At 69.3% G+C, this 19097-nt stretch carries 20 protein-coding genes and 1 pseudogene; 12 read left to right on the forward strand and 9 right to left on the reverse strand.

Going from position 1 to position 19097, the window contains the following annotated elements:
* Positions 1-1155, reverse strand: a 1155-nt coding sequence (locus ACFO0C_RS01255) for an acyl-CoA dehydrogenase family protein (protein ID WP_378064555.1), incomplete at its 3' end; no start/stop codon positions are given.
* Here ACFO0C_RS01255 and ACFO0C_RS01260 point away from each other — a divergent pair.
* A pseudogene (locus tag ACFO0C_RS01260) lies at positions 1154-1423 on the forward strand (TetR family transcriptional regulator); the annotation flags it as partial. The gene ACFO0C_RS01255 and the pseudogene ACFO0C_RS01260 sit on opposite strands and share 2 nt — an antisense overlap.
* A gap of 41 nt (positions 1424-1464) precedes the next feature.
* Positions 1465-1599 (forward strand): hypothetical protein, encoded by a 135-nt coding sequence (locus ACFO0C_RS01265; protein WP_378064732.1) that lies wholly within the window; start codon positions 1465-1467, stop codon positions 1597-1599.
* Between the two features lie 132 nt (positions 1600-1731).
* On the opposite strand, the gene ACFO0C_RS01270 is transcribed toward ACFO0C_RS01265, so the two are convergent.
* Positions 1732-2637: a LysR family transcriptional regulator gene (locus tag ACFO0C_RS01270; RefSeq protein ID WP_378064557.1), complete on the reverse strand. Its 906-nt coding sequence runs from the start codon at positions 2635-2637 to the stop codon at positions 1732-1734.
* A gap of 313 nt (positions 2638-2950) precedes the next feature.
* On the opposite strand from ACFO0C_RS01270, the gene ACFO0C_RS01275 reads away from it, so the two are divergent.
* Positions 2951-5269 (forward strand): CaiB/BaiF CoA-transferase family protein, encoded by a 2319-nt coding sequence (locus ACFO0C_RS01275; protein ID WP_378064559.1) that lies wholly within the window; start codon positions 2951-2953, stop codon positions 5267-5269.
* On the forward strand, positions 5266-5427 hold the full coding sequence (locus tag ACFO0C_RS01280; RefSeq protein ID WP_378064560.1) for a hypothetical protein: 162 nt from the start codon (positions 5266-5268) through the stop codon (positions 5425-5427). Before ACFO0C_RS01275 ends, ACFO0C_RS01280 begins: the two co-directional genes overlap by 4 nt.
* A gap of 473 nt (positions 5428-5900) precedes the next feature.
* Here the strand turns inward: ACFO0C_RS01280 and ACFO0C_RS01285 are convergent, their stop codons facing one another.
* Positions 5901-6341 (reverse strand): MarR family winged helix-turn-helix transcriptional regulator, encoded by a 441-nt coding sequence (locus tag ACFO0C_RS01285; protein ID WP_378064562.1) that lies wholly within the window; start codon positions 6339-6341, stop codon positions 5901-5903.
* Between the two features lie 162 nt (positions 6342-6503).
* Here ACFO0C_RS01285 and ACFO0C_RS01290 point away from each other — a divergent pair, with 162 nt between their 5' ends.
* Genes ACFO0C_RS01290 through ACFO0C_RS01300 form a run of 3 tightly spaced genes read left to right on the forward strand, consistent with a single transcriptional unit; the run spans position 6504 to position 8787 of the window.
* A complete protein-coding gene (locus ACFO0C_RS01290; protein ID WP_378064564.1) occupies positions 6504-7574 on the forward strand; it encodes an alkene reductase in 1071 nt (356 codons plus the stop codon).
* A 2-nt stretch (positions 7575-7576) separates the two neighbouring features.
* On the forward strand, positions 7577-8425 hold the full coding sequence (locus tag ACFO0C_RS01295) for an SDR family NAD(P)-dependent oxidoreductase (protein WP_378064566.1): 849 nt from the start codon (positions 7577-7579) through the stop codon (positions 8423-8425).
* Entirely contained in the window at positions 8422-8787 is a 366-nt protein-coding gene (locus tag ACFO0C_RS01300) for a PPOX class F420-dependent oxidoreductase (RefSeq protein ID WP_378064568.1), read from the forward strand. Before ACFO0C_RS01295 ends, ACFO0C_RS01300 begins: the two co-directional genes overlap by 4 nt.
* Before the next feature lie 457 nt (positions 8788-9244).
* Here the strand turns inward: ACFO0C_RS01300 and ACFO0C_RS01305 are convergent, their stop codons facing one another.
* Complete coding sequence (locus ACFO0C_RS01305) at positions 9245-10279, reverse strand: hypothetical protein (RefSeq protein WP_378064570.1); 1035 nt, start codon at positions 10277-10279, stop codon at positions 9245-9247.
* A gap of 94 nt (positions 10280-10373) precedes the next feature.
* Between ACFO0C_RS01305 and ACFO0C_RS01310 the strand changes: the two genes are divergently transcribed.
* On the forward strand, positions 10374-11000 hold the full coding sequence (locus ACFO0C_RS01310; RefSeq protein ID WP_378064571.1) for a TetR/AcrR family transcriptional regulator: 627 nt from the start codon (positions 10374-10376) through the stop codon (positions 10998-11000).
* Here ACFO0C_RS01310 and mqnP read toward each other — a convergent pair whose 3' ends face one another.
* From mqnP to ACFO0C_RS01325, 3 genes are all read right to left on the reverse strand, one after another.
* The gene (gene mqnP / locus ACFO0C_RS01315; RefSeq protein WP_378064573.1) at positions 11001-11897 is read right to left on the reverse strand and encodes a menaquinone biosynthesis prenyltransferase MqnP; all 897 of its coding nucleotides are present in this window, start codon (positions 11895-11897) and stop codon (positions 11001-11003) included.
* A 154-nt stretch (positions 11898-12051) separates the two neighbouring features.
* Positions 12052-12192 (reverse strand): hypothetical protein, encoded by a 141-nt coding sequence (locus ACFO0C_RS01320; protein WP_378064575.1) that lies wholly within the window; start codon positions 12190-12192, stop codon positions 12052-12054.
* Positions 12193-12227: 35 nt separating this feature from the next.
* On the reverse strand, positions 12228-12848 hold the full coding sequence (locus tag ACFO0C_RS01325) for a TetR/AcrR family transcriptional regulator (RefSeq protein WP_378064576.1): 621 nt from the start codon (positions 12846-12848) through the stop codon (positions 12228-12230).
* A 167-nt stretch (positions 12849-13015) separates the two neighbouring features.
* Here ACFO0C_RS01325 and soxR point away from each other — a divergent pair, with 167 nt between their 5' ends.
* On the forward strand, positions 13016-13519 hold the full coding sequence (gene soxR, locus ACFO0C_RS01330; RefSeq protein WP_378064578.1) for a redox-sensitive transcriptional activator SoxR: 504 nt from the start codon (positions 13016-13018) through the stop codon (positions 13517-13519).
* A complete protein-coding gene (locus tag ACFO0C_RS01335) occupies positions 13512-14006 on the forward strand; it encodes a MarR family winged helix-turn-helix transcriptional regulator (protein ID WP_378064580.1) in 495 nt (164 codons plus the stop codon). The genes soxR and ACFO0C_RS01335 overlap by 8 nt, the downstream gene beginning before the upstream one ends.
* A gap of 190 nt (positions 14007-14196) precedes the next feature.
* Here the strand turns inward: ACFO0C_RS01335 and ACFO0C_RS01340 are convergent, their stop codons facing one another.
* Entirely contained in the window at positions 14197-15012 is an 816-nt protein-coding gene (locus ACFO0C_RS01340; RefSeq protein WP_378064582.1) for an SDR family oxidoreductase, read from the reverse strand.
* A 72-nt stretch (positions 15013-15084) separates the two neighbouring features.
* Between ACFO0C_RS01340 and ACFO0C_RS01345 the strand changes: the two genes are divergently transcribed.
* Entirely contained in the window at positions 15085-15654 is a 570-nt protein-coding gene (locus tag ACFO0C_RS01345) for a TetR/AcrR family transcriptional regulator (protein WP_378064584.1), read from the forward strand.
* Between the two features lie 52 nt (positions 15655-15706).
* On the opposite strand, the gene ACFO0C_RS01350 is transcribed toward ACFO0C_RS01345, so the two are convergent.
* On the reverse strand, positions 15707-16624 hold the full coding sequence (locus tag ACFO0C_RS01350) for an alpha/beta hydrolase family protein (RefSeq protein ID WP_378064586.1): 918 nt from the start codon (positions 16622-16624) through the stop codon (positions 15707-15709).
* 400 nt (positions 16625-17024) lie between these two features.
* Here ACFO0C_RS01350 and ACFO0C_RS01355 point away from each other — a divergent pair, with 400 nt between their 5' ends.
* Positions 17025-19058 (forward strand): alpha-L-rhamnosidase-related protein, encoded by a 2034-nt coding sequence (locus tag ACFO0C_RS01355; RefSeq protein WP_378064587.1) that lies wholly within the window; start codon positions 17025-17027, stop codon positions 19056-19058.
* The last annotated feature ends 39 nt before the right edge of the window (positions 19059-19097 follow it).

Here is a 19097-nt window from a genome sequence, read left to right on the forward strand (position 1 = left end):
GCCCCCGGCGGCCGCCGGCCAGGCCAGCGTGACGTATCCGGCCGCAGCGGCCGCGTCCTGGAACTCCCGGTTGCGGTTGTCGAAGTGCTCCACGGCGGCGTCGGTACGGAACCGGGCGGTGAACTCGCGTACCTCCCGGCGGAACTGCTCGGCGCGCTCACCCAGCTCGAAGGACGGCAGGCCGGCGCCGGTGGAGATGAGGATGTCGGCGACATCGCCGGCCCGCAGGGTGATGGCGTCGAGCAGGCTCGCGTCGGCGTGGACCCGGCGGAACAGCCAGGGGGCGTCGTGCTCCTCGAAGTATCCCGAGGCCGCCAGGGTGTGCTGGGCGCCGAACTGCGCGCGGGTCGCTGCCGGGACGGCGAACTGCACGGCGAGCTGAACTGCCAGCTGCCAGCTGTCCCGGCCGGTCAAGTGCGCCTCGACGGCTTCCCGGATCAGCCCGCGGGCGGCGGTCATGTCGGTGGCGCCGTCGACCGCCCGGTGTGAGACAGCTTGGAACGCGCCGATCGGCTTGCCGAACGCGATCCGCTCCTTGGCGTGCACCAAGGAGTGCTCGACGGTGCGCTCGGCCGCACCGACGGCCCGGGCGGCCAGTCCGAGGCGGAGCAGCGCCTTGGCGTTCTCGATGGCCTCGACCCCCGGCGTGGCCCGCAGCACCTGGGCGCCGAGACGTACGTCGGACCAGGACGGCTTCGCCAGGCCGGGGGTCTCGGTGACCTCATCGATGGCCCGGGCGAGGACCTCGGTGGGGAGCAGGAGGACGACGTGGGTGGCCGCGGTGGCGCCTTCCACGTACCGCACCGACGGTACGTCCCGGCCGGCGGTGACGACCACCGGGCGCACGCTGCCGTCCGCGATACCGGTGGTGAGGGCGGAGTCGCCGGCCAGCAGTCTGGCCGCGACATAGGTGTCCATCAGCGGCAGCGGGCAGGCGTGCCGGCCGAGTCGGCCGAGGGCGGTGACGACCGCGTCGAGCGCTTCGTCGGAGTACAGGTCGGTCCAGCCGTACTCGGCGGCCGCGGCCCAGACGGCGCTCAACCGGCCGCCGTCGGCGTCCTCGCCAGCGATGCGTGGCTGCGGCCAGGTCGTGGAGAGCACGCCATCGACAGCGTCGGCGAATTCCTGGAGCTCTGCTGGGGACAATCCGGCCATGGCACGGCCTCCTGCGAATGAAGGAATCGGAGTTGCTACGACGATATTTCAGACGAACTCCGTCTGCAATAGGTTCCACTGGCACCATGACCGAGTGACCGACGCCGTCCAGGGCCCTCGTCGAGGCCGCCCCCGCGATCCCGGCATCGAGGAGCGGCTCTTCGACGCCGCCATCGAGGCCTACGGCCGCACCGGCTGGAGCGGCTTCAACTTCGAGGGCGTCGCCCGCGCGTCCGGGATCGGCAAGGCCGCCCTCTACCGGCGCTGGCCCGACCGCGCTCAACAGCTCAACGACGCTCTGAAGGCCTCATGGACACCCTGTTGCATCCGGAGGTCCAGGAGGCCGCCGCCGACTACCGGGGCGGCGTCGTGTCGCAGGCCAGGGCGATGGTTCACCGCGCCGTCGCCCGCGACGAACTACCGGAGGGCACCAGCCCGGGCTGATCATCGACCTGGTCGTCGGCGCCATGCAGAACCACGTACGACCACCCCTGCGGAGTTGCGCCCGAGAATGCTCGAGCAGATGCACGACTACGCGCAGCAGGTCGTCGACACCGTCCTGCGCGGCGCCCGCGGTTAGATCGTCATCTCCCCGTCCACCCAGCGGGCGCGGACGGCGTCCACGACGCCGGCGACGACCGCATCGGCCGCTCGGTGGGCCATCCAGACCAGGCCCAGGTGGAACTTCGGCCCGTCGGTCAGCGGCACGATCGCGAACGCCGGGTCGTCATATACTCGCGCCGATCCGCCGGTCTCCGGCGCGAGGGTGAAGGTGAGATCGCCGGTGCGGCGCACATGGGCGGCTATCAACGCCGAGTCGGCGTGCGGCAGCGTCCGCAGCTGATGCAAGCCCTTGGCGACCAGCTCGTCGCGCAATTGCTGCATCGCGAGCGGCTGCAAGGTGAGCGGATAGCTCACCACGTCGCGGTGGGCAAGGTCAGCGACCGCGATCTCGGTACGATCGGCAAGCTCGTCGTCGCGCCGCATGGCCACCAGGAACCGGTACGACGCGAGGGGCAACGCCTCGACGCCGGGGTCGTCGACCGGCAAGTGAACGACCGCGGCGTCCAACTCGCCACGCGTTATCGCCGACAGGAGTATCGCCGACGGGCCGAGGGTGACCTCCGCCCGCCGGCTCTTCTCGACGCTCTCCACTACCGCGTCCACCACTCCCGGCGGCGCCAGGTGGGAGGTGCCCAGCCGGGCGGCCCGGTCGGCTCCGGCGGCGACGATCAGGACCTCGTTACGCAGCCGGTCGAACTCGGCCAGCAGCGACGGCACCCGCCGGACCATCTCCTGCCCGGCCGGGGTGAGCTGAATCTGGTGGTAGCCGCGGATGAACAGCTCGGTGCCGAGATCACGCTCCAGCTCCTTGACTATCCGGCTGAGCGGCGAGGCGGTCATGTGCAGCCGTTCCGCCGCCCGGCCGAAGTGCAGTTCCTCGGCCACCGCGAGGAAACAGCGCAGCTGCTGGATGTCCATGGCCACAGTCTGCCGTTACTGAACGAATACCGGCAAGGAATCGGTGCGGCCCGTTACGAATCCCGGCATACAGCGCATGCTCGAACTGTCATTGGCGAGTCGTCACCGTGAGCCCTCGAGCCTCGACCGGATCCGTTCATCGACCACGGAAAGGTCCGAACCCTATCGCGGTCCAGGCCGTTGACGACCAAAGAGATCTGCCGACACGTTGCGGATCCCGGCATGCAACATGCGTGAAACAGCGATTTACGGCCTCGGTAGTACGGAGCGACAGTGTGACCTATCGCACCGCACGACCCCCTGGAGGTTCCCCATGACCGACAACGCTCCCGCTCTGCCGTTGGCCGGCGTACGCGTCGTGGACCGCACCGATGGCCTCGCCGAGATGACCTCCCGCTTGCTCGCCGACCTCGGTGCCGACGTGATCCGCATCGAGGCGCCCGAAGGTGCGGCCTCCCGCCGACAGGAACCCGTCGTCGACGGTGTCAGCCTTTACTACGCGACCCACAACGCCAACAAGCGGGCCGTGGCCCTCGCCCCCGACGACCCGGCGCTCGGCCGGCTGCTCAACAGCGCCGACATCGTGATCGCCAACGAGGCGCCGGCCGAGCGACGCGCGGACCAGGTGGTCGTGGTCGTCACCGACTTCGGCCTGACCGGCCCCTACGCCGGCTGGCAGGCGACCGAATGGACACACCAGGCGCTCGGCGCCGTGCTGTGCCGCTCCGGGCTGCCCGGCCGCGAGCCGCTGCTGCCGCCCGGCACCATGGCGTACGAGTCAGCGGCCGCCCAGGCCGCGTGGGCCGCTCTGATCGCCTACTACAACCGCCTGGAGACCGGAGTCGGTGACCTCGTCGACATCTCCGTCTACGAGTCCACAGTGCAGGCCATCGACGCCGGGTTCGGCATCGGCGGCAGCGCCACCGGCGGCGTCCCCGCGGTCAACGGTCCCCGTGGCCGGCCCGACGCCCGGCACCTCTACCCGATCTTCCGCTGCGCCGACGGCTGGGTCCGTCTCTGCATCCTCGCACCGCGCCAGTGGCAGGGCATGTTCACCTGGCTCGGCGAGCCCGAGGAGTTCGCCGACCCCGCCCTCGCCTCGCTGGGCAAACGGTTCGCCGCCGCCGGGAAGATCTACCCGGCGATCGGCCGGATGCTGGCCACCCGCACCCGGGACCAGATCGTCACCGAGGGCGTGCGGTACGGCGTACCCACCGCTGCCCTGCTCACCCCGACCGAGGTGCTGACCGCCGAGCAGTTCACCGCCCGTGGCGTGTTCACGGATGTCAAGGGGGTCCCGGGAGCGCTCATGCCGAACGGCTTCCTCGAGGTCGACGGCGCCCGGGCCGCCGTGCGCACCCCCGCCCCGTCGCACGGCCAGCACACCGACGAGGTTCTCGCCGACCTGCCGGAGGTGGCACCGGCTGAGCCCACCACCGTCGCCCGCACCCGGCCGCTGGCCGGCCTGCGCGTGCTGGATCTGGGCGTGATCGTGGTCGGTGCCGAGCTCGGCCGGCTCTTCGCCGACATGGGTGCCGAGGTCATCAAGGTGGAGAACAAGGCATTCCCGGACGGCAGCCGGCAGACCTTCGACGGCGCACCGATCAGCGCGTCTTTCGCCTACGGCCACCGCAACAAGCTCGGCCTCGGCCTCAATCTGCGCAGCGACCAGGGGAAAGATCTGTTCAAGCAACTCGTCGCGGTCTCTGACGTGGTGGTCTCCAACTTCAAGCCGGGCACCTTGGAGTCGCTCGGCCTGGGCTACGACGAGCTGGTCGAAATCAACCCCGGCATCGTGGTCGCCGACAGCAGCGCGTTCGGCCCGACCGGCCCGTGGAGCCGCCGCCTCGGCTACGGCCCTCTGGTCCGCGCCTCCGCCGGCCTCAGCGGACTCTGGCGCTACCTCGACGACGAAGCCGGCCACAGCGACGCCTCCACCATCTACCCCGACCACATCGCCGCCCGCTACGAGGCCGTCGCCATCCTGGCCAAGCTCATCGCCCGCCGCCGCGACGGTCGTGGTGGCACGGTCAGTGTCGCTCAGGCCGAGATCATCCTCGGGCAGCTGTCCCACCAGATGGCTTACGAGTCGGTACGGCCCGGGTCGCTCGCCCCGGTCGGAAACGCCAAACCCGACAACGCGCTGAGCGGCCTCTACCCGTGTGCCGGTGACGACGAGTGGATGGTGGTCGACATCCGTGACACCGGCGACGCGCATCGCCTGGCCGCCGTACTCGAAACCGGTCCGGAAACGCCTCTCGACCGCGCCCTGATCGCCGCATGGACCGCCCAGCGGCCGCCCCGCCGCGCCATGTCGGAGATGCAGGCCGCCGGGGTGCCGGCCGCGATGATGCAGCGGGTTCCGGAGCTGCTCGACGACCCACACCTGGCCCACCGCGGTTTCTTCCGTACCATGCACCACCCGCGCATCGCCGAGAGCATGCCGACCGAGAACAGCCCCGCGATCTTCGAACACGTCGAGGACCCCACACTGAACCCCGCCCCGGTCATGGGGGAGCAATCCCGCGAGGTGCTGACCCGGCTGCTCGGCCTCCCCGACGCCGATGTCGACGCCCTGATCGCCGCCGACATCGTCCAGCAAGCGGCCACCCTCGAAGGCGCCGCCCGATGACCATCGATCACCGCCCGCTGTTCGACGCCCGGCGCACCGCCTACCTCCAGGAGGGGCCACCCCCGGCGGAGGTACGGCGTAACCGGCTCGGCCGCCTGCTGGTCGCCGTCCGCGCCGAGGATCCCGACCCGTTCGCGGGTGAAATCCCCGTCCGGTGACTCGACGGTCGGCAGTCTCATCGTCCTGTTGCAGGTGCTGATCCTGAGCGGCACGATCGGCTCGATGGGATTGGGCCGGCTGGTGCCGCGTACCGCGCCGACCGGGCCCGCGGCGAGCTACCGCTGTTGTTCCTGCTGGTGTACGCCCTGGGCATCGGTGGCGGTGTCGCCGGGCTGGCCCGGGCGTTCGGTGTCGGAACCCACGTCGACTACGAGAGGCTGACTCTGTGCTGGGCGAGCAGACGGGACCAGCCTATGTCATCGGTGGGCTGCTGCCGCCCTGCCGGTGCCGGGCGAGGCCGAGATCCTCGCCTTCACAGGCCGGCACCTGCGCGCGAGCGCATCTCGTAGCGGCAGCCGTTCGCTGTCGGGACCCGTCTGCGGGCGGACCGGTACCGACGCCTCGATCGTCCTGGCAGTCAGGGAGGCCGTACTTGAGGAACGGATGTTCGCCTTTGTTTCTTGTCACATCCTCAAGCGTCGCGGGAAGCGGCACGCAGGAGGTTGCGCTCCAGGCTGCGCAGTACGCGCAGGGCCTCGGCGCTCTCCTCTTCGGGCAGGTCGCAGACGGTGATCGCGTCCAGCTGGTCCCACATCTGCTCGACCTTGTCGCGCAGGGCAAGGCTGGCCGAGGTGGGTTCGACGATCACCACGCGTTTGTCGGCCTCGCACGGGCGACGGCGCACGAAACCGGCGTGCTCCAGACGCTGGACGGTGCGCGTCATCGTCGCCGCGTCGGAACCGACAGCCTGCACCAGGTCGGAGAGCCGCTGCGGGCCGGCGTTCCAGAGGTGCATCATGACCAGCTCCTGGCCGGGGTGCAGGCCGACCTGCCGGAGCAGCTGACCGGCCACCATGCGATGCAGTCGGGCCACTCGGAACACGGCGTGGCTGATCGATTCCTTCTCCGTCACGCGAACCATCCTACTGCCCAGCAAGCTCTTGCTGGCCGGACAACTTCTATTGCCACCACGGTTCCTTGAACTGGTGTTTCTGCTCTCATAGGAGTTACTTGTTCGAACAGGTAATCCCGGGGATAGTGGTGGGAGACATCCCCCACTGGAGAGCAGACGACCATGGCTAACGCGTTCGACACCCACGACCTGGCCGGCACCAAGCTGGCCAACCGCATCGCGATGGCGCCGATGACCCGCAGCCGCGCGACCACCGACGGCGCGACGCCGACCGAGCTGACCGCCACCTACTACGCGCAGCGGGCCTCCGCCGGGCTGATCATCACCGAGGGCACCCAGCCGTCGGTGGTCGGCCAGGGCTACACCAACACCCCCGGGCTGCATTCCGAGGAGCAGGTCGCCGCCTGGCGCACCGTCACCGACGCCGTCCACGCCGAAGGTGGCGTGATCTTCGCGCAGCTCATGCACACCGGCCGGATCGGGCATCCGAGCCTGCTGCCCGGCGACCTGCACCCGGTGGCGCCCTCGGCGGTCAAGGCCGACGGGCAGGTGTTCACCTATGAGGGTCCGAAGGACTACGTCACCCCGCGCGAGCTGACCGAGCCGGAGATCATCGATACCATCGCCGACTTCGCCACGGCTGCCCGTAACGCGATCGCGGCCGGGTTCGACGGCGTCGAGATCCACGGCGCGAACGGCTACCTCGTGCACCAGTTCCTGTCGTCGAACGTCAACGTGCGGACCGACGGATGGGGCGGCGACACCGAGGGCCGCATCCGTTTCGGCGTCGAGGTCGCCGCGGCCATCGCCGCAGCGATCGGCGGTGACAAGGTCGGCTTCCGGGTCTCCCCGGCCAACCCGTACGGCGGCATCGCCGAGGAGAACCCCCACGAGCTGTACCTCACGCTCGTCGAGCGTCTCGCGCCGCTCGGCCTTGCCTACCTGCACATCATGGAAGGCCCGGACCGCGAGCTCACCGGCAAGCTGCGGGCCCAATGGCCGGCCACGCTGATCCTCAACCCGTTCACCTACCCCGACGCCACCGGCCCGGAGGCGCTGAAATTGATCGAGGACGGCGCCGCCGACCTGATCGCGTTCGGCTCACAGTTCATCGCCAACCCCGACCTGCCCGCCCGGCTGGCCGCTGGCGGCCCGTTCAACACCCCCGACCCCAACAAGTTCTACGGCGGCGACCACACCGGCTACACCGACTACCCCACCCTGGCGGGCTGACCATGAAACTCGACAGCAGCGTGCGCTGGGAGCCCGGCGCCAGTGACCTGACCGGCACCAACGTCGCCATCATCGGCGGCACCGGCGGCCTCGGCCGCGCCTTCGCCCGCTCCCTCGCAGCGCGAGGTGCGTCGGTGCTGGTCGTCGGACGGACCTTCCGCGACGCGGACGTGCCCGGCATCCGCTTTCAGCAGGCCGACCTGAACCTGATGCGCGAAGCCGAGCGGGTCGCCGCCGAACTACCGGCCGAGACCCTCGACGTGGTCGTGTTCACCACCGGCATCATGGCCGCTACCAGCCGGCAGCAGACCGACGAGGGCATCGAACGCGACACCGCCGTCAGCTACCTGAGCCGATACGTCATCCTGCGGAGCATCGCCGGGCGGCTGCGGAACGGGACCCGCGTGTTCATCATGGGCATGCCCGGGATGGGACAGACCGGCTCGTACGACGACCTCAACGCCGAGCGCTCCTACAAGAGCATGGCCGTGCACAGCAACACCGTCGCCGCCAACGAGGCCCTCGTTCTGGACGCCGCGGAACACTACCCGGGCCTGCGCGTCTTCGGCCTGAACCCGGGCATCGTCAAGACGGCCATCCGGGGCAACATGCTCGGTGAGGGCAGCTGGCGCCAGAAGGTCCTCGAAGGGCTGATCGGCCTGTTCACCCCGAGCGCCGACACCTATGCCGCCCGGGTCGTACCGCTGCTGACCTCACCGGACCTGGTCCGGTACACCGGCGTCATGTTCAACCGGAAGGCGCAGGCGATCCTGCCGTCGCCCGGTCTGACACAGCAGCACGTGGACGGCTTCATGACCGCGTCGGCAGCTCTCGCTGCGAAAGTGTCATGACCGCCTTCACCCCGGCTCAGCGCGATTACCTGCGCAGCCAGCTGCTCGGCCGGATGGCCACGGTGGACCCGGCGGGGCAGCCGCAGGTCAACCCGGTCACGTTCCGGCTGCGCGACGACGACACGATCATCGTCGGCGGCCTGAACATGGGTGCCAGCAAGAAGTGGCGCAACCTGCAGTCCAACCCTCGCATCGCGCTGGTCGTCGACGACCTGGCCAGCGTTCGCCCCTGGCGCCCCCGCATGATCGAGATCAGAGGCACCGCCGAACTGCTGGTGGGCCCGCACGAGCTCGGCCCTCACTTCAGCGCCGAAGTGATTCGCATCCACCCGGAGAAGGTCTTCGCCCACCTGGCCGGCTGACTTCGATACACGACCGAGGCGGTACGGGTCTCCCGTACCGCCTCGGTCGTGTGGTTTGTCAGGTGTCGGTGATCGCCGCGTCGACGTCGCTGGTGAACCGGCCGAGTGCGGTGCTGAGGGCGGTGATCTCCTCGGGTGTCCAGCCGGCGAGTCCCCGGTCGAGGACGCCGTCGTACCAGTCGAGGGTGTCATCGACGACGGATCCAGCGACGTGCGGGCTGCCAGGTCTTGGGCCCGGCAGCCGGGCGAGAGCTCGCCGACGCTCTGAAGGACCCCGAACAGGCCGGCGGGGATGCGTGGCTGTTGCTTCGCGCGGGCTTGCTTGAGCAGGCGAACAGTGATGAGCAGGCCCTGTAGGCGCAGGGCGAGTTCCCGGCTGTCGTCCATGTGATCTCTCCCCGGTACGGCAAATGATGGCCGGCCCTGGTGGGCCGGCCATCATGGCGTGGTGCATCAGTCAGGCGTTCACCAGCGCGGCCGGCTCAGCGGTGGCGTTCTGTCCCGCCGTGGCCCGGCGGGAGCGGTGGTGGCCGACGAGGCTCAGGACGGCGCCGAGGGCGAGCCCGGCCACCAGCACGATGACGGAGTGGGCGATGCCGTGGCCGTCGAAGAAGGCGGTCGAGCGCAGCAGCTGGCCGCCGGCGCCCGGAGGCATGAGCTGGCCGATGGCACCGGTCCATCCGGGCAGCATCTCGGGCGAGCTGGTGTTGCCGGACAGCGGGTTGCCGATCAGCATCATCGTGGCGGCGCCGATGCCGAACCCGGCGACGCCGAGCAGCGACTCCAGGCCGAGGATGGTCAGCGAGGTGGCGGCCACGGTCAGGGCGATGGCGCCGGTGTTGGCGAAGAAGTTACCGTCGAGCGAGCCCAGCCACACCTGCAGGATCGCGGTCATCACTAGCCCGCCGGTGATCGCGAACGAGAAGGCGCCGACGATGCGCCTCACCCGGCCCTTGACCAGGTTGGTGAGCAGGATGGCGGCGAACATGCCACCCATCACCAACGGCAGTGCGGCGGCGCCCATGCCGGTGCCACGCGGGTCGTCGGCCGTCAGGGGCACGACGTCACGCACCGCGACCGCCGGGTTGGCGCCGGCGGTCTGCCCTTGGCTGAGCGCGGCGCCGACACCCTGCAGGGTCTGGGCGATCGCGGCACTGGCAGCCGTGGCGGTGAGGATCTGCGGCTTGCCACTGCTGAGGTCGATCGCCCCGTCGACCTCGCGGTCGCGGATCAGCTTCTCGGCCTCGGCCGTGGTCTCGACACGGGTGATCTCGAACGAGTCCGGCATGCGCTGGTCGAGCGCAGCGACGACCTGATCGGTCGCGGCGGCGGGTCCGGCAACGGCGATCGGCACGTTGTGAACCGAGGAGTTGACTGCGGGCCAGGCGAAGGCGGTCAGCAGCACCGCGATGATCACAGTGAGCAGGGCGACGGCGCGCGCCACCACCGGCCACGGTGATGGGGAGGTGGACGCAGTGGCGGTTTCGGCCATGACGGACTCCTGAAAAAGAACGGGTGTTCGCTTTAAGGGTGGCAGTTGCGGGGTCCTCTTACAAGAACGAACGTTCGCCTTTAAGGTTCGTCACATGCCACGTGTGTCTGAGGAGTACCGGGCCAACCGCCGCGCCGAGATCGTCGCCGCGGCGGCGCGCCTGTTCGCCGGCAACGGATTCCACGCCACGTCGATGGCCGACATCATCAGCGAGTCCGGGCTGTCCGCCGGCGCGGTGTACCGGTACTTCGCCAGCAAGGAAGACCTGATTCTGGCGGTCTCGGAGCACGCGCTCAACGCGGCCGACGAAGTGTTCGGCGGCATGCTCGCCGACGGGGCGACCCCGTCGCCCCAGCAGGCGCTGGAAGCCGTGGTCCGCGGCATCACGGACCGGATCGTCAACAACCCGGACGTGGGCGTCGACCTGAGCCGCGTCGGGATCCAGGTGTGGGCCGAAGCACTGCGCAGCGAGCGGCTCGCGGCCCGCGTCGACGAGGTCTACCGACAGCTGCGCGACCACTTCGCCGAGGCCGCCCGGCGCTGGCAGCAGGCCGGGAACCTGCCCGCCGACGCGGCGCCCGAACAGATCGGTGCCGCCATGCTCAGCCTCGTGCAGGGCTACGTCCTGCAACGCCTGCTGGTCGGTGGAACAGACGCCGACGGCTACCTCGCCGGGATCGCCGCACTGGTCCCGACGGTGGCCAGCGACGCGGTGCGCTGATCACAGCAGCGCGATGTCGAGCACGGCCAGGACGAAGATGGCGATCGCTATGAAGCCGTTGGCGTTCAGGAACGCCCGGTTGACCCGCGACAGGTCGGTCTCGGTCACCACGACGTGCTGGTAGACCAGGCCGGCCCCGGTGAGCAGCAGGCCGATCCACCACGCCCAGCCGAGGCCGGCCAACTCGCCGAACCAGACGAACAGCGCGAAGGTCACGACGTGGGTAACGGTGGAGATCTGCAGCGCTGTGCGTACGCCATAGCGTGCCGGAGTGGAGTGCACCCCGATCCGCCGATCGACTTCGGCGTCCTGGCAGGCGTAGATGATGTCGAAACCACCGATCCACAGGCCGACCGCGACGCCGAGCACCCAGGCCGCCCAGGAGCCCGCGAAGGTGCCGGTGATCGCCAGCCAGGCGCCGACCGGAGCGACCGCCTGGGCCAGCGCGAGCACGTAGTGCGGGAAGTTCGTGAACCGCTTCGCGTACGGATACACCACCAGCGGGACCACCGCCAGCGGCGACAGGACCAGGCAGAGCGGGTTGAGCAGGCCGGCCGCGACGATCAGGACGACGAGCGAGATGGTCGCGCCGGTCCAGGCGGTACGCACACTGACCGCGCCGGTGACCAGCTCCCGGTTCTGCGTCCGCGGGTTCAGCGCATCGATCTTCCGGTCCAGGATGCGGTTGGCGGCCATGGCGAAGGTACGCCCGGAGACCATCGCGATCGTCACCAGCACCAGATCGAACCAGTGCCCACCGACCGCGTCGTCGAGCGACTGGATCGCGACCAGCGACGACAGGTAGGCGAACGGCAACGCGAAGATCGAGTGCTCGATCATCACCAGGCGCAGGAAAGCTTTGATCCTGCCCCGGTGCGGCACGGTGGCGGCGGTCATGACGGGCATCCTTGCACCACGGCGACCACAGAAGTAACCAAGCGTTGAGAAATGTGCCCTACCGGACAGGGCATTGACCTCGACCAGAGGCGGTTCCCCTGTCTCACCGCTCAGACCCCGTAACCACTGGGCACCGGCGATGGCCGAAGACCGCTCAAGGCCGCCACGACTCATCGAAGGCCTCGGCGACCGCGTCGGCGACGGTAGCGGGTGGGCGGCCGACCGGTCGGGACAGGTCGCCGGAGTCGGTGAAGAGCTCGCCGCGGGCCAAGGCGGCGTCCAGCCACACCGGCACCGGCCGATGTGCCGCTCTGCAACCGCGCCGGGGTATCAGCGTTCGGGCGCGATGACAGCCCGCATGGCCGGGCCCGCCAGCCTCAGGACGTCCTCCAGGTCTGCCCCGGCGACATCGGGCATACGCAGCAGATAGCGCTGGGTCGCGATGCCCATCATCATGGCGCCCGCCAGAGCGGCTCTCAACCGGGCATCGGGACCGTCCAGCGTTTCGGCGAGAGCACCCACCGCCTCACCGGAGATGTGATCGCGAAGGATCTCGGCCGCCTCTTCACTGGTCATGCTGGCGCGCAGCAGCACGGCCATCGGGCTGTCGGGGTCGGCGGCCCAGGTGCTGAGCATGGCACGCAGATAGTTGTCGATACTGCTCGTGGGATCGTCGGTGGTGAGGTCACGGATCGGGATCTCCCAGTGGACCGCCGCACGGAACAGCTCCCGCTTGGTGCCGAAATACTGGATCACCGATGACTTGTCGACCCCGGCGGCGACAGCGATCGCCCGGATGGTGGCACGTTCGAAGCCGTTCTCAGCGAACACCCGCCGCGCGGTCTCCAGGATGCGCCGCTTGGTCCGCTCGCCCTTGCGCTCGGGGCGATCCCCTTGCGGGGTCACCTCCTGCCCGGCGGACGGGGATGTGACCGCGGGGGTCGGACTCATGCGGCTTCTCCTCCTCGGCGTCGGCCTGGCGAGCCTATCGAACCAGCCAGTTCCGTCACCGAGCTCAACGCCAAGGCCCGCGCGGAGCTGACCAGGCGCCGGTCGTCCGCGTCGGGCGAAAACTCACCCCTAGAACTCAACAAGTGTTTAGGTTTTACGCTGGCTGCGTGTCAGCAGAGCAGTCCACCAGCCCGGACGACCTCCTCACCGTCGGGGAGGTCGCCGAGCGCACCGGCGCGCCCGCGTCCGCGCTGCGCTTCTACGAGGCCCTGGGCCTGATCACCGCCGAGCGCAGCCCTGGAAGGCAACGCCGGTACCGCCGTCACATGCTGCGCCGGATCTCCCTGGTACTGGCGGCCAAACGACTCGGGATCCCGCTGACCGACGTCGCCGCGATACTGACCACCCTGCCCGCCGGCCGCACGCCCAGCCAGCACGACTGGCATCACGTCTCCCAGCTCTGGAAAGGCGAACTGGAAGCCCGGCGCCGCTACCTCGGCAACCTGGAACGCGAACTCACCGGCTGCATCGGCTGCGGCTGCCTGTCGATGCGCTCCTGCGGCGTCCGGAACCCCGGCGACCAGCTCGCCCGACACGGACAGGGCCCGGTCCGCCTGGAGGACGACATCGAGCCGGATCCGCGAACGGCGCAGGTGGCCCGGCGTGAATGACGAAGCGGAATTCTCCGCCGACGAGCGGATCGCCTGGATGACCCTGGCCGCCCTGATGGTCACCCTGCCCACGGCCATCGACGCCCAGCTGAAACGCGACGCCGGTATGAACCTGTTCGAGTACGGCATTCTGGCCGCGCTGGCCGACGCACCGGAAGACGCCGTGCAGATGACGAGACTGGCGGACCTCATCGCCGGATCGGTGTCACGCCTGTCGCACGCGGTGACCCGCCTCGAACGACACGGCTGGGCGCAACGGCGTACGCACCATCACGGCCCCCGCCGTACCGAGGTCGCCCTGACCGAGACCGGCCGGGAACTCCTCGCCCAAGTCACCCCGCTGCACGTGCGTGAGGTACGGCGTCTCGTGCTCGACGCGCTGACAACGGACCAGGTCAACCAACTCCGGCACCTGTGCGACCAGATGCTACCGACCGTCGCTCCAGGCCTGCCGGCTCTGCTAGCAGCGACCTTGCGTACAACGTAGAAGCCATCGGAAGCGGATCAGGGAAAGATCGACCGGCGAACATGCCCGATGGCGTCCGGGTGGCCGGCGCCCCCGCTCCGTGATGGCCGGCGGGTTCGATGGACGCCGGGGCTTCGGCTCGGCCGCCGCCCAGCAGGCGCGAGCCCACTGAGTGGCGGCCGTGTACCGGAGACCGGCAGCGGCATCCGGGTCAGCCCTGCGCGGCGTGCGCGACATGCTCCCAGTCGGCCCAGGTCTGCAGGCGCTGGGCGTACAGGTGCTTGACGAGCTGGGTCGGCTGCGAGCCGAACAGCACCCGCAGCGGCGGGTTCTCGGCGTCGACGATCTGCAGCAGGGCGGGTCCGCTGGCGGCCGGGTCCCCGGACTGGGCGCTGCCACGCCGGGCGGCCATCGCGTCGCGCATCGGCTGGTAGACGGGGTTGGGCTCGGCGTGTACGGCCGACGAGCCGGACCAGTCGGTGCTGAAGCCGCCCGGCTCGACCAGAGTGACCTTGATGCCGAACCCGGCGACCTCCTGGGCGAGGGACTCGGTGAGGCCTTCCAGGGCCCACTTGGAGGCGTGGTAGCCGCCGAGCGATGGGAACGCGCCGATGCCGCCGATGGTGGAGATCTGGACGATGTGACCGGAGCCCTGCTCGCGCAGGATCGGCAGGACCGCCTGGGTCACGAAGAACGCGCCGAACAGGTTGGTCTCCAACTGGTCGCGCAGCTGTTCCTCGCTGATCTCCTCGACCGCGCCGAACAGGCCGTAGCCGGCGTTGTTGACCACCACGTCGAGGCGGCCGAACTTCTCGTGCGCCGTCGCGACCGCCGCTGCGACAGCGGCCTTGTCGGTCACGTCCAGGGCCAGCGGCAGGATCGCGTCGCCGTACTTGGCAACCAGGTCGTCGAGCGTCTTGGGGTCGCGGGCGGTGGCGGCGACCTTGTCGCCACGCTCGAGCGCGGACTCGGTGAACTGGCGGCCGAAGCCACGTGAGGTGCCGGTGATGAACCAGGTCTTGCTCATGACACTCCCTAAACTTGGACTCGTCTAAAGTTATACCAGTCTAGGAAGTAGGATGCTCGCGGAGGAGATGTGATGAATCTGCGTGAACGCAAAAAGGTGGCGGCGTGGCGGGCGATCCGCGTCGCGGCGTTGCGCCTGTTCCAGGAGCAGGGCTACGAGGCCACCACCGTCGAACAGATCGCGGCCGCCGCCGACGTCTCCCGCGCCACGTTCTTCAACTACTTCGCCAGCAAGGAAGCCGTCGTCTTCGACCAGGACCCCGAAGAACGCGACGCGTGGCGGGCACTCATGGCCGACCGGCCCGACGACGAACCGCTCTGGGAGTCCCTGACCGCGATCATGATTGGCTTCAACGAGACACTGCGCGACCGGATGCCCCTGCAACGGCGCCTCAAGGCGCAGTCACCCGCGCTGGCGCAATCGACCCAGGCCTTCGGCGAGCAGTTCACCACCGACCTGGGCGACTGGGTGACCGCACGCACCGGCGGCGAGGACGATGCGATCCTGCAGCTGAACCTGGCGCGCGCGGCCACCGTCACCGCATACCAGACCTGGCCGGCCGACGAACCCTTCGACGCCTACCTGCAGCGTCTGCGGCGCTACCTCGATCAGGCCCGGCCACGGCTGGCCCCGGGCCCGTAGCGCCAGCCGTCTTCGACCGACGTCCGTCTGCACGGCGCCCCGGCGCCAGTCGTCAACCGGCGTTCGACGCCGTCGCGGTCGTCGAGATCAGCGGGCAACTGCTGCGGTATTGCGAGATGCCGGCCTGATTGGACAGCGGACAGAGGAACCGGCTGTACCGGGCGTCGTCGTCGATGAAGATCTTCAACCAGGGGATCATGGTACGGGCCAGCACGGTGCTGGGCTGGCCGATGTAGTTGTGGCCCGCTCCGGTGACTTCGATGTAGGCGCGTTCGGTCGTCGCCGGAATGGTGTTGTACAGGCTGCTCAGGCGGGCCGGGGTGACGAGCGTGTCGTTCTGCATGGCGTAGACGAGAGTCGGGACCCGGTCGCCGGCCAGGCTGCCTGACGGCAGGTGGGGTGCGTTGCCGATCGCCGCCTGCAGGACGGGCCGGCGCAGGGCCGCGTCGAGGGCTCCACCGCCGCCCATGGAATGCCCGATCACCCCGAGCCGACCGGCGTCGACCCTGGTCCGCACCGCACTGTTGCGGGTGAGGTAGTCCAGGGCCGCCAGCAGTTGGGTGCCGCGGCTGGCAGGGCTGTCGTTGAGGTTGTTCGTCTCGATGCCGAACACGACGAAGCCCTGGGAGGCCAGTCGCGGTCCGAGCCAGGCGATTCCGGGCCAGGTGCCGTTGAGTCCCGGGGAGATGGCGATCCCGCCGAACGTTCCCTGGCTGGTGTCGGTCGGATAGTAGATCACTCCGCCGCCGAAGCCGTTGCCCCGAGCGACCGAGACCGACGCGATGGCGAACGGGCCGGTGACGGCGGCGACGCTGGCCGCGGTCGGGTCGGGACCGCGCTGGTACGGACCGGCCGCCGACGCCGGGCTCTGCGCCACGGCAGCGATGAGCGCACCGAGTGCCACCGCGGCTGCGGTGACGGCCTTGCGGACACGCAAGGTGCGGGCCGGATTCGACTGTCTTCTCAGCATGCTCTTCTCCTTCGGTGGCTGGCTCTGATCCGGGGCAAGAATGCAACGTTTCATGCACTGCCGGGGACGCCGTTGCTGCGTCTTTAGATGGGCTGGCAGCGCGTAGAACGTTTCTCAGCTGTTTCGCGCCAACGATAGGAGTCGATGCCTGGCGGGTCAAGGGACACCCAAGCCAGGGAGCGTTGGAGTCGCGGCGCCACATGAGATCGAGAATTTGATGATTGACCAGGAACGACATTGACGCTTATCTTCTGGGCAACGCGTGAGAAACGTTACCCGTCGGGCGCTTCTCTCGGGACATTCGCGCCTTCACCTCTCCACGCAGCATGCACCCGCTACCCCATCGCCACCCTTACCCATCTAATGAAACGTTACAATCATTTATCGAGGAGTGCGCCCGATGTACGACCTGGATGACAGACCTGATCAGCGGCAACGACACCCGGGCCATCTGGCTCGGCGGATACTGGCCGGCTTCGCCGCCTGCACGGTCGCGGCGACAGCGCTGCCGGGCGCGGCCGCGGCCGCGCCACCGACCTGGCCGGCGAACCCGGACTGGCGGGCTCTGGTCCCGGCCCCGACCAGCGACAGCGTCCGCGCCCTGAGCGTGACCCGCACCAGCGGTACGGTCACCAACGCCGCGGGGCTGGCCGGACAGGGCACCGGCACGACGGTGCTGACCACCACCTCGGCGAGTTCTCCGGCGACAATCGTGCTCGACTTCGGCAAGGAGGTCGGCGGCACCCCGTTCGCGAACGTATCGGCATGGCAGGCGTCCAGCGGCTCGTCGGTAACCCTGCGCGTGGCGACCAGTGAGGCGCTGCCGTTCCTGACGGTGGGCAGCAACGGCGTGTACAACAACGACAACGGCTCCCCGGTCAGCTTCGCCGTCAACGGCGCACGCACGTACACCGGCGCGCTACGGGGTGGGTTCCGGTTCGCCGCGATCCAGCTGACCACGCCGGGCAGTGTCACGCTGACCGGTGCGGGCGTGAACTTCAAGGCGTACCGGGCCTCCGCCGACCGGTACCAGGGGTACTTCATCTCGAGCGACGACCAGCTCAACCGGATGTGGTACGCCGGCGCCTACACCACGCAGATGGACATGGTTCCCGCCGGTGTCGCGTCCTGCTTCACCGTGCCGGTCATCTTCGACGGCGCCAAACGTGACCGGGCCATCTGGTCCGGCGACCTCATGATCACCAACCCGGTCGCCCAGCTGTCCCTGGGCTCGAACAGCGTCGCGTACGTCAAGGGCTCGATCAACAGCATCTTCAACCTGCAGGCGGCGAACGGCCGGCTCACCAGCGCGGTCGGGTTCCGCGGCTGCGGCGCCTTCGACTACGCGGTGACGTATTCGGCGTACTCGGCGATCATCGCGATCCAGTACTACCGCTACACCGGCGACACGGCGTTCATCACCGGTCTGCGCAGCAAACTGGAGGCCGCGACGGCGTATCACGCCACGCGGGTCAACGCCAACGGTCTGGTCGTCACCGACGACAACGACTACTGGCAGACCCGTCAGACCGGTGAGGTCACCGAGTACAGCCTCGCCTACTACGAGCTGCTGCAGAACATGATCTGGATGGAGCAGCGGGTCGGCACCACGGCCCGGGTCACCGAGTACACGAACAAGGCCGCCTCGCTCAAGACCGCGATCAACGCCCGGCTGTTCAACACCGCGGCGGGGCTCTACCAGCACACCAACAGCCGGCCGAACGTGTTCCCGCTGGACGCCAACATGAACGCGATCCGTCTCGGCGTAGCTCCGGCCGACAGGGTGCAGGGCATCCTGGCCTACTTCAAGGCCCGATGGCAGGCGCACGGCAGCCAGATCTCGCAGCCCGCGCCGAGCATGGCCGACCCGTACGGCCACACCATCGAGCCGCTCAACAACACCTGGGAGGTCATGGCCCGGTTCACCGACGGCGACACCAGCGGCGCCCTCGATCTGATGCGCCGGCACTGGGGCATCCAGGTCGACCCGGACAGCGGCTACTACACCGGCACCTTCTGGGAGTTCGTCAACGCCGACGGGCTGCCGTCGCGTGGCTTCGACAGCCTCGCCCACGCCTGGGGCGCCGGCCCCACCCAGGTACTGACCGAAAGCGTGCTCGGCGCGACCGCGGTCAACCCCGGCTACACCAGCTGGCAGGTCAAACCGCAGGCCGGCGGCCTCACGTGGGCGCAGGGCAGCGTGCCGGCGGCCGGCGGGTCGCTGGTCGTCAAATGGGCGCGCGACACCGCCGGGCAGTTCCGCCTGCAGGTGACCGCACCGGCCGGCACCAGCGGGCAGGTGTGGGTTCCGCTGGCGTCGGCGTCGGCGACCAGTACCGCGGTGACGGAGGGCGCGACGCTGGTTCGCCGGGACGGGCTCTACGACGTCTACGCCGTGAATGCCGGGACCTCCGAGTTCACCTCGGCTCCGTAACGCCTCACGGTGCGAACGTGCCGCCGATTCCGGGGATGC

It is taken from the genome of Actinoplanes subglobosus (genome assembly GCF_042650585.1).
GTDB lineage: Bacteria > Actinomycetota > Actinomycetes > Mycobacteriales > Micromonosporaceae > Actinoplanes > Actinoplanes subglobosus.